General features: G+C 55.6%; 8 protein-coding genes. 5 read left to right on the forward strand and 3 right to left on the reverse strand.

Going from position 1 to position 9,178, the window contains the following annotated elements; all coding sequences use genetic code 11:
• Position 1: 1 nt before the first annotated feature.
• The gene (glyA, locus tag ACYVJT_RS07700) at positions 2-1,318 is read right to left on the reverse strand and encodes a serine hydroxymethyltransferase (protein ID WP_343956644.1); all 1,317 of its coding nucleotides are present in this window, start codon (positions 1,316-1,318) and stop codon (positions 2-4) included.
• A gap of 157 nt (positions 1,319-1,475) precedes the next feature.
• On the opposite strand from glyA, the gene ACYVJT_RS07705 reads away from it, so the two are divergent.
• The 3 genes from ACYVJT_RS07705 (at position 1,476) to ACYVJT_RS07715 (ending at position 4,608) form a co-directional block, all read left to right on the forward strand.
• Positions 1,476-2,135 carry a GntR family transcriptional regulator gene (locus ACYVJT_RS07705; RefSeq protein WP_343956643.1) on the forward strand — a complete coding sequence of 220 codons (660 nt, stop codon included), beginning with the start codon at positions 1,476-1,478 and terminating at the stop codon, positions 2,133-2,135.
• A gap of 188 nt (positions 2,136-2,323) precedes the next feature.
• Positions 2,324-3,679 carry an MFS transporter gene (locus tag ACYVJT_RS07710; protein ID WP_343956642.1) on the forward strand — a complete coding sequence of 452 codons (1,356 nt, stop codon included), beginning with the start codon at positions 2,324-2,326 and terminating at the stop codon, positions 3,677-3,679.
• Positions 3,680-3,831: 152 nt separating this feature from the next.
• Positions 3,832-4,608, forward strand: coding sequence for an IclR family transcriptional regulator (locus ACYVJT_RS07715; protein ID WP_343956641.1), 777 nt, complete (start codon positions 3,832-3,834; stop codon positions 4,606-4,608).
• 6 nt (positions 4,609-4,614) lie between these two features.
• On the opposite strand, the gene ACYVJT_RS07720 is transcribed toward ACYVJT_RS07715, so the two are convergent.
• Positions 4,615-5,589 (reverse strand): universal stress protein, encoded by a 975-nt coding sequence (locus tag ACYVJT_RS07720; protein WP_343956640.1) that lies wholly within the window; start codon positions 5,587-5,589, stop codon positions 4,615-4,617.
• A 116-nt stretch (positions 5,590-5,705) separates the two neighbouring features.
• Here ACYVJT_RS07720 and ACYVJT_RS07725 point away from each other — a divergent pair, with 116 nt between their 5' ends.
• A complete protein-coding gene (locus ACYVJT_RS07725; protein WP_343956639.1) occupies positions 5,706-7,058 on the forward strand; it encodes a Na+/H+ antiporter family protein in 1,353 nt (450 codons plus the stop codon).
• Here the strand turns inward: ACYVJT_RS07725 and ACYVJT_RS07730 are convergent.
• Positions 7,055-7,546 (reverse strand): hypothetical protein, encoded by a 492-nt coding sequence (locus tag ACYVJT_RS07730; protein WP_343956638.1) that lies wholly within the window; start codon positions 7,544-7,546, stop codon positions 7,055-7,057. The genes ACYVJT_RS07725 and ACYVJT_RS07730 overlap by 4 nt on opposite strands.
• Positions 7,547-7,820: 274 nt before the next feature.
• Between ACYVJT_RS07730 and ACYVJT_RS07735 the strand changes: the two genes are divergently transcribed.
• Positions 7,821-9,065: an aminopeptidase P family protein gene (locus tag ACYVJT_RS07735; RefSeq protein WP_343956637.1), complete on the forward strand. Its 1,245-nt coding sequence runs from the start codon at positions 7,821-7,823 to the stop codon at positions 9,063-9,065.
• Positions 9,066-9,178: the final 113 nt, after the last annotated feature.

Genomic DNA, 9,178 nt, shown 5'->3' on the forward strand with positions numbered 1-9,178 from the left:
GTTATGCTCCGAACGGTTCCAGGTTTGGGTACAGTGGATGAGCTTCCGCGAGCGCTTCAACACGCTTAGCCAGCGCGCCCAAGCCTTCGCGGTTGCCGGTGGCCCCTGCGATCAGCGTCAGCGCGATGATGTCGGCGACTTCTTCGAATGCTTCGGCGCCAAAACCTCGGGTGGTCAGCGCAGGTGTGCCGATGCGCAGCCCGGAAGTGGTCATCGGCGGGCGTGGGTCCCAAGGCACAGCATTGCGGTTGACCGTAACCTCGACTTCTTGCAGCAGGTCTTCGCCCTGCTTACCATCGAGCACGGAGTTTCGCAGATCAACTAATACCAAGTGAACGTCGGTTCCACCGGTCAATACCGAGATACCGGCATCCGCAACGTCGGGCCGAGACAATCGGTCGGCCAGGATTTTGGCACCTTCGAGTGTGCGGCGCTGGCGTTGTGCGAAAGCTTCCGATGCTGCGACCTTGAATGCCACCGCTTTGCCCGCGATGACGTGCATCAGCGGGCCGCCCTGCTGCCCGGGGAAGACCGCCGAGTTAATTTTCTTGGCGATATCTGCCTCGTTGGACAAGATAATGCCACCGCGTGGGCCAGCGAGTGTCTTATGGGTCGTCGACGTCGAGACGTGAGCGTGTGGCACCGGTGACGGGTGCAGTCCTGCTGCCACTAATCCCGCAAAGTGCGCCATATCCACGAATAAGTAGGCACCGACTTCATCAGCGATTGCACGGAAGCGAGCAAAGTCGAGTTGCCGTGGGTAGGCGGACCACCCTGCAACGATCATTTTGGGTTGGTGTTCGTGGGCCAGCCGCGCCACCTCGTCCATGTCGACTTCGTAGGTGTCTTCGTGCACCGAGTAGGGCACGATGTTGTAGAGACGTCCTGAGAAGTTCAGTTTCATGCCGTGGGTCAGGTGGCCACCGTGGGCTAGGTTGAGACCCATCACGGTGTCGCCTGGACGAATCAGCGCGTGCATGACAGCGGCATTTGCCTGAGCACCCGAGTGGGGCTGGACGTTGGCGAATTCGGCACCAAAGAGATTCTTGGCTCGGTCAATGGCTAAGCGTTCAACGGAGTCGGCGTGTTCACAGCCGCCGTAGTAACGACGTCCGGGGTAGCCTTCCGCGTATTTATTGGTCAGCACCGACCCTTGGGCCTGCATCACGGCCATGGGAGTATGGTTTTCGGAGGCGATCATTTCGAGCCCGCGTTGTTGACGGTCAAGTTCTTGGTCCAAGAACCCGGCGATTTCGGGATCGAGATCGGCCAAGTCTTGGGTCAGTGATGGTTCAACCTGCGAGGTATAACGAGTCATGCAACTTCCTTCAGCATCCGGAACGACACCTGATATATTAGACGTCGATCACAGACTATGATGTCAGTCACAAGTATGTCAAGGGGTGGCAAGAAAAACTTCAAACGCTGCGGATATTCGTCTTGTAGTGCACAATAAGATCAATGAAAGGACACTGATGACCACGTTGGACACCGTCAACACAACCAGCGAGTCCTTATCGGCTCGCGCCTATCGCATTCTGCTGGACCGCCTGATCATGTTGGACATTGAGCCGGGTGAACCCATTATGGAAAAGCAGCTCGCCGAGGAAATGGGGGTCGGGCGCACACCCCTGCGCGAAGCACTCAAGCGACTCGAATCAGACCATCTGGTCGTCACATACCCTCGGCGTGGCACCTTTGCTAGTCAGGTGGATGTCACCGAATTGGCACACGTGTCTGAGGTGCGCCAGGCACTCGAGCCCCTCGCGGCACGTCGAGCCGCCGAAGCCCACGGCGGTGACATGCGCGAGAAACTACTCGAGGTATTGGCTGAACTCAAAAGCCTGAATCCAAAACAGTCCCAGCGAAACCTATTGGCCTATGACCTCTCGGTGCACCGCATGATTTATGGCGTAACCCAAAATGAGCACCTGTCCGAAACGCTCATTCGACTCGACAATATTGCGACCCGAATCTGGGCTGCGCTATCCGATAGGTTGCCATCGCTACACGAGCACATCGTTGAACATACGCAGCTCATCGAGCAGATCGTGACCGGAAACCCCGACGAGGCCGAGCGCCACGCAGCCGAACACGTGGAGAATTTCTACACCTTGGTCCGTGAGGCGCTATAACGTGACTTGCCCCATTATTCGATTACCGCATCAGATGACCAACCTTTAGCGCACCGAAAGGTCCGCATTCACCGCTAGCACAGATCGCTCACACAGACCCTCGACTGTGACTTAGGTCACGGTTAGTATTTTAGTGCTCGTGCAACAATGTTGCGATCACGGCAACATCTAACCTTTGGTGGTGGAGCATGTCAGGTGCAAGTTCTTCTTCAACTTCTAGGCAACATCTCGGTCCAACCTTATCTGGCCAAGAACGTACGCATCCAAGCGGAATAGGCAAAAAGGAACGCCGCAAAGTTATTACGGCAAGTTTTATTGGAAACTTTGTTGAATGGTTCGACTACGGCGCCTATAGTTATCTCGCTGTAGTTATTGCGACAGTGTTCTTCCCATCTGACGATATCACCGAGGGTCTCGTGTGGACTTTCGCGCTCTTTGCAGTCTCATTCCTGGCGCGTCCAATCGGTGGATTTGTCTGGGGACACATCGGCGACCGGATCGGACGTCGTAACGCACTGGCATGGTCCATTTTGATTATGACTGCCGCGACAGTATGTATCGGCTTACTACCCGGAGCTCTACAGATTGGCCTCTGGGCTCCGGCGCTACTACTGTTTTTCCGTGTCATGCAAGGCTTTAGCGCGTCCGGGGAGTACGCTGGCGCCTCCGCTTACCTCGTCGAATATGCCCCCGAAGGCCGCCGCGGCATCTATGCAGCCGTGGTGCCTGGTTCAACCGCGGCTGGATTGATCTTCGGGTCACTCATGGCCACTGTTCTCACTGCGACATTGTCTGATGCGCAAATGGAATCGTGGGGTTGGAGATTGCCATTCTTACTGGCTGCGCCTTTGGGACTCATCGGCGTATACATTCGTCGAAAACTTGAAGACTCCCCCGTATTCAAGGAGATGTCACAAGAGGACGAAGTCATAAAAGCTCCGATCTTCGCATTGTTCCGGGATCACTGGCGCACCCTTGTTCGCGCCACGGCTGCCGTGCTGCTGAACGCAGTCGGCTTTTACGTCATCCTGACCTACATGCCAACCTATCTGTCGCAGACGGCCGGCATGGATCCCACGATGGCTAACATCACCACCACGATCTCACTAGTGACTTACATCGGCTTTATATTTCTCACCGGTCATCTGTCAGATCGATTCGGACGGAAAAAGATTCTCATAAGCGCCTCAGTGCTGTTCACCCTCTTCACTGTCCCAGCTTTCATGCTCTTAGGCATGGATAACGTGCTCGTCGTCCTTTTGGTCCAGGTACTGCTTGGTGCGATGCTAACTCTCAACGACGGAAGCCTTGCCAGTTTCTTGGCCGAAAGTTTCCCAACTCGAGTGCGCTACTCCGGTTTCGCAGTTTCTTTTAATCTGGGGAACGCTATATTCGGTGGCACTGCACCGGCTATCGCTACCCTACTCATTGCCACAACAAGCAACGCAATTGCCCCAGGCTGGTATCTCATGGCTGCAGCAATCATCGCATTGATCGCAGTAGCACTGTCGCCTGAAACAAGTCATAAACCGCTCAAGGATTAGTACTACCCCGTTCGGCTTCGACCTGGCTCTTGTTGCGCTCAGGTCGAAGCCGAACATTATTTCTGTCATGCTCGGCCAGCGCATCCAACGAGATGAACGGGACCACATTCAATGACGTATGATCCTTAGAAGTCACGCTGAAAGGAAGCGACATGAGCTCCCCTCGAAACTCCGTGGTTCACAACGTCATTGATGTGCTTCGGTGCTTCTCCACTGAAGCGCCGCTGGTCGGCGTCACGGATATCGCCGCACAGGTTGGTCTGCATAAATCTTCGGTGTCTCGGCTTTTAGCAACCCTGGAATCCGAAGGCTGGGTCGAACAAGATCCTTCCACACGCAAATACCAGCTAGGACTGGGGCTGATCGCGATTGCCGGGCCACTGCTAGCCAACCTCAATGTGCGTCAGGTCGCTCACCCCTATCTCAACGAGCTAGCAGCAACGTCACAAGAAACCACGGTGCTTGCTCTGTGGGAAGACGCAGCTTCAGTCACCGTCGAGCAGATCGCCTCGGACCGCACGATCAAACATACTTCTCCGCTGGGCGCTCGCTACACTTCAACCGGCTCTGCAACGGTGCAGATTTTTCTGGCAGAGCTCACATTCAGCGCAGTCGAAGACCTTATCAACTCGGGCACTATCCGGCTGCAAGATGGCTGGACATTAGACGAGCTGCGGCAGCGCCTCGAGATAGTGCGTGAGCGCGGGTATGCCACCAACCTCCGTGAAACCTTCGACGACGAAATTGGTATTGCGGCACCGGTTTATGATCATCACAGCCAAGTCGTGGCGACGGTGCTGCTTGCCGCACCGAGCTATCGCATTGACGACCACACCATCGATACACTGATCAAGCAGTGCACCGCTGCCGCCGCAAAAATTTCTACGCGGATGGGCCACCCCGCCAGCCACGAAACGGTTGAAAGGTAACCGCTACTATCTGCCGGATGTTGTCGGAATCACCAGTACCGGCGCAACAGCGCGATTCAATACGGCTTGGCTCACAGATCCCAGCAACAGACCGGTGAAACCACCGCGCCCACGTGTGCCTACGACTACTGCGTGGGCCGTTTGCGACGCACCAGCCAGCGCGTCGGCGGGAGATGCGTCAAAGAATCGCCAGGACACCGGAATCTTCGTCTGTTCAGCAACATGGTTGGCGACCTCGGCGAGGCGCGTCGCGACGCCTTGGCGTAGATCAGGGATTTCAGCCCCGTAGATAGGCGAGATCGGGAGCCACAAACTACTGCTAAATGGCTGAGCGCTCACTAAAATCAGCGTCGCGTCATGCCCCTCAGCATATTGTGCAGCTTGCAGTACGAGCTCCGCTGGATCGACATCCACATCAACCCCCACCACAACACTGCCCGAGAAATCGGTGGCATCATCGAGCTCTTCGGAGGGGATGACGCCAAACTCAGTCAATTCGCGCTGCCCAGATAGCCTGGAGAATTGCGTTTCCAAATGCTCCTCGGAGCCACGATCTTCGGGCACGATCAAACTCGGACAGCGAGAATACGCCGCGACCGACGCCGAAACGCTGCCGAGAAACCGTCCGGCAAATCGACTCCGACCTCGCTTGCCTACAACGACTAGCGCAGCCTGGCTCGACTCAGCAGTCAGCACACCTGCAGCGTCACCCTCGATTGCCTGCGAACTCACCTCGACCTCAACGCCTTCAGCCCTGACCAGCACGTCATCCAAGTCACGCTGTGCCTGCTCTCTAGCCATACCGTGCATCGATGGCGGTATATATTCATAGCCCGGCTCGGTATAGGTGGTAATCACCTTGAGGGAGTATTGACGCCGTCGAGCAATTGTGAGCGCCATATCAAACGCTCGCTCGCTGTGTTCTGATCCATCAACACCAACGACGACCCGTGACACTTCATTACCTGAGATGTGATCCATACCACTACCTTAGCAAGGTTGTAGGCAATGTTACAGACTGCCCAGCGAGTTCAGCGGGTTAACCCACGATGACGCGAAATCGAACACCCACGCATATTGGTCTATGCTTAGCGATCGTGAATGCTGTAGTTATCGCCGTCGCCGTCATGCTCTTGTTAGCACTGCTGCGCGTCCATGTTGTCATTGCCCTCTTTATCGGCGCCCTCGTGGGTGGCCTGATGGCAGGCATGGGACTTGAATCCACTATGCTCGCGTTTCAAGGCGGGCTCGGAGATGGCGCACAAATTGCCCTATCCTATGCGCTACTCGGCGCTTTTGCGATGGCGGTGGCAGCCTCCGGGCTACCGAAAGCGCTCGCTGATACGCTCACCCAAAGGATCGACAAGGACGCAGATGGCGCGTCTGAAAAGGCCGTCACGGCAACGAGCTACATTTTGATCGCTGGCATTCTCGCCATGTCGATCATGTCCCAAAACCTCCTTCCAGTACACATCGCCTTCATCCCCTTGCTAGTCCCGCCCCTGTTGACGGTCATGAACAAACTGCAACTCGACCGTCGCCTGATCGCGTGCGTACTCACCTTCGGGCTGGTGACCACCTACATGACGCTCCCGGTCGGCTTCGGCAAGATCTTCCTCGAAGATATCCTGCTCGGCAACATTGAGCAGGCTGGCCTCGACACCTCCGGCATTAACATCATTCAAGCCATGGCCATCCCTGCTGCCGGTATGGTCGTTGGCTTACTCATTGCGGTATTCATCAGCTACCGTAAACCACGCTCCTACCAAGATCGACCCATCGCTGGTGGCACCGTTGTCGAGCCAACACCAACCCGATACAACATCATCATGTCGTTGGTTGCCATCGTTGCCACGTTCGCCATCCAGCTAATCATCCAATTCACCGGCTCCGACGCAGACGGCCTCCTACTAGGCTCGCTGGTCGGTTTGGCGATCTTCCTCATCTCCGGGGTGGTCCAGTGGAATAAAGCTGACGATGTATTCACCTCGGGCATGCGCATGATGGCGCTGATCGGATTCGTCATGATCGCAGCTCAAGGCTTTGCTTCGGTCATGATCGAGTCCAACCAAATCGAGCCCCTCGTGACAGCAGTACAGAACTTCTTTGGGGATAATAAAGCGATGGCGGCATTGGCCATGCTCATCGTCGGATTGATTGTCACCATGGGCATTGGCTCGTCGTTTTCAACATTGCCCATTATCGCCGCAATCTATGTTCCGCTGTGCATGTCGCTCGACTTCTCTATGTTGGCGACCGTAGCGATCATCGGTACCGCCGGGGCACTTGGCGACGCCGGCTCACCTGCGTCCGACTCGACACTGGGTTCAACAGCCGGACTTGCCGCTGATGGTCAACACGACCACATCCGCGACACCGTGATCCCAACGTTTATTCACTACAACATCCCACTCACCGGTGCTGGCTGGGTTGCCGCAATGGTGCTCTAATAACCCCAATCCTGGGCTGTTCGTTTGCCTGTGGCCTGCGCAAATTGCAACGCTGCAATGACCAAGAGCAGGGCGGCCATTGCCAGAGTCATGGAGCTCAACGCACCGGTTTCCAGCAGCTGTCCCCACCCGAAGTCTTGTCCCATGTCATTCATTTCAACTGGCTCAAGAGCATAGTCGACGGTTGCCATGTACCAACCAGAGACCGCAAGGAGACCGATCCCTGCCACCAGCGCGGGGATACCTGTGTCGTTCGAAAGGCCCCGACGACGAAGCAGAAACAGCATCGCGACAATGCCGAAGACGAGGAGCAACACCACGCGTTCGACAACCGCCATGTCATTCATCGTGACGTGGCTTGGTTGCAGGTCCCAGGTGAGCGCGAGCCCCAGCTCACGCATTTGTACACGAAACTCAAAGTATCCGACTAGGATAAAGAACAGCGCAGCAATCGCGACACCCGCTAAGGTTTTCCAGACAATACGCATAAATCTCGCCACCTTCAGTATTCGATATTTCGAAACCGGTAATGGTGTCCCACGCTATATTTGAGCCACAAAGACTCACAATAGTAGAGCCGAAGTTTATACAACATTGTGATCTCAGCAGAGCATACAAAGCCATTGGCTAACACCGTGAGACCAAGACAACGCTGAGTCACCGTTACCCTTATCTTGAAGTGGCTTTTAAGCCCGTCTTAGGATGGGCACTATGGCGTAGATCGCCACTATGACCCGACCGTTCAACTGGAGAGAAGATTTCATGGCTAAACCTCAGTTCACCGATCATCAACACGTCCCCCACGTATTCACCCAGCACAACGGGGAACAGCTCGATCTGACCTTTTCAAACCAGGAATTCGATCGGCGTCTGACGCTCGCCAGGAAACTCTTGACGGATTATGATCTTGACGCCTTCGTGCTGACCAGCATGCATAACATCAAGTACTACTCCGATTTCGTGCCGTCGCCTTTCGGACGGACTTTCGCGGTGGTCATCACTCCAGAAAAATCCACCACCGTGACTCCGTGGGTCGATGGTGGCATGCCATGGCGCACCACCTACGGTGAGAACATTGTCTACTCAGACTGGGAAGCTGCCAACTTCTTCCGGGCCATCGACCAGGTATTAGCCGAGCAAAGCATCAAGCCTTCGAAGCTCGGCATCGAGTTTGATGGCTTAACCGTCGATGAGTACAAGTCCTTCCAGAGCTGGTTCGAGAACGTTGATCTGGTCGACATGGCCGAACCGATCATGCTGCAGCGTCTGTTGAAATCCGATGAAGAAGTGTACCTCATTCGCCAAGGTGCTCGGATCGCAGAAATCGGGGCTCGAGCCATCAAAAACGCTATCCGTGAGGGCGTGACCGAGTACGAGCTAGCGTTTGTGGGGACTGAAGCCATGGTGCCCGAAATCGCAAAAGTGTATCCGAGTAAGGAGCTACGCGAAACGTTCTCCTTGGTGCAGGCGGGCCTCAACACTGACGGTGCGCATAACTGGCCGACGACTCGCCAGCTACAGAAGGGCGATCTGCTCTCCATCAACTGCTTCCCGATGATGTCGGGCCACTACACTGCGGTGGAACGCACGATGACCTTGGGGCAACCAGACAAGGCCACCCTGGACATCTGGAAGATCAACATGGAGGCCTACGAATTGGGGCTCTCGCTGATTAAGCCTGGCGCCATCGCACAAGAGGTCGCGGCCGAGGTGAACCGGTTCTTCGAGCGTCAGGATCTTTTGAAATACGCACCAATTGGTTACGGGCACTCCTTCGGTGTTATGAGTCCGTACTACGGTCGTGAAGCTGCGATGGAATTCCGCGAAGACATCGAAACCGAACTGCAGCCCGGTATGGTGATTTCGATGGAGCCCATGCTCACGATTCCCAACCATCTGCCGGGTGCCGGCGGATACCGTGAGCACGATACTCTGTGGATCAACGAAAATGGTGTCGAGAACTTCGCTGAATTCGAAGTCGGTCCAGACCACAACGTCATTGACTAGAACGCGCCTCACGTGAGGCAATCGAGTAGGTGGGTCGGGTTTCCCGACCCACCTCTCACACCACCGAGCATGCGGGACCGCACTCGGCGGTTCGCTTAGCCGTTTGGACGAAA

The sequence above is a fragment of the Yaniella soli genome (assembly GCF_054782375.1).

Excerpts from the sequence above, each read along its gene's own strand:
- glyA (WP_343956644.1), bottom strand. The coding sequence starts at position 1,318 with ATGACTCGTTATACCTCGCAGGTTGAACCATCACTGACCCAAGACTTG.
- ACYVJT_RS07705 (WP_343956643.1), top strand. The coding sequence starts at position 1,476 with ATGACCACGTTGGACACCGTCAACACAACCAGCGAGTCCTTATCGGCT.
- ACYVJT_RS07710 (WP_343956642.1), top strand. The coding sequence starts at position 2,324 with ATGTCAGGTGCAAGTTCTTCTTCAACTTCTAGGCAACATCTCGGTCCA.
- ACYVJT_RS07715 (WP_343956641.1), top strand. The coding sequence starts at position 3,832 with ATGAGCTCCCCTCGAAACTCCGTGGTTCACAACGTCATTGATGTGCTT.
- ACYVJT_RS07720 (WP_343956640.1), bottom strand. The coding sequence starts at position 5,589 with ATGGATCACATCTCAGGTAATGAAGTGTCACGGGTCGTCGTTGGTGTT.
- ACYVJT_RS07730 (WP_343956638.1), bottom strand. The coding sequence starts at position 7,546 with ATGCGTATTGTCTGGAAAACCTTAGCGGGTGTCGCGATTGCTGCGCTG.
- ACYVJT_RS07735 (WP_343956637.1), top strand. The coding sequence starts at position 7,821 with ATGGCTAAACCTCAGTTCACCGATCATCAACACGTCCCCCACGTATTC.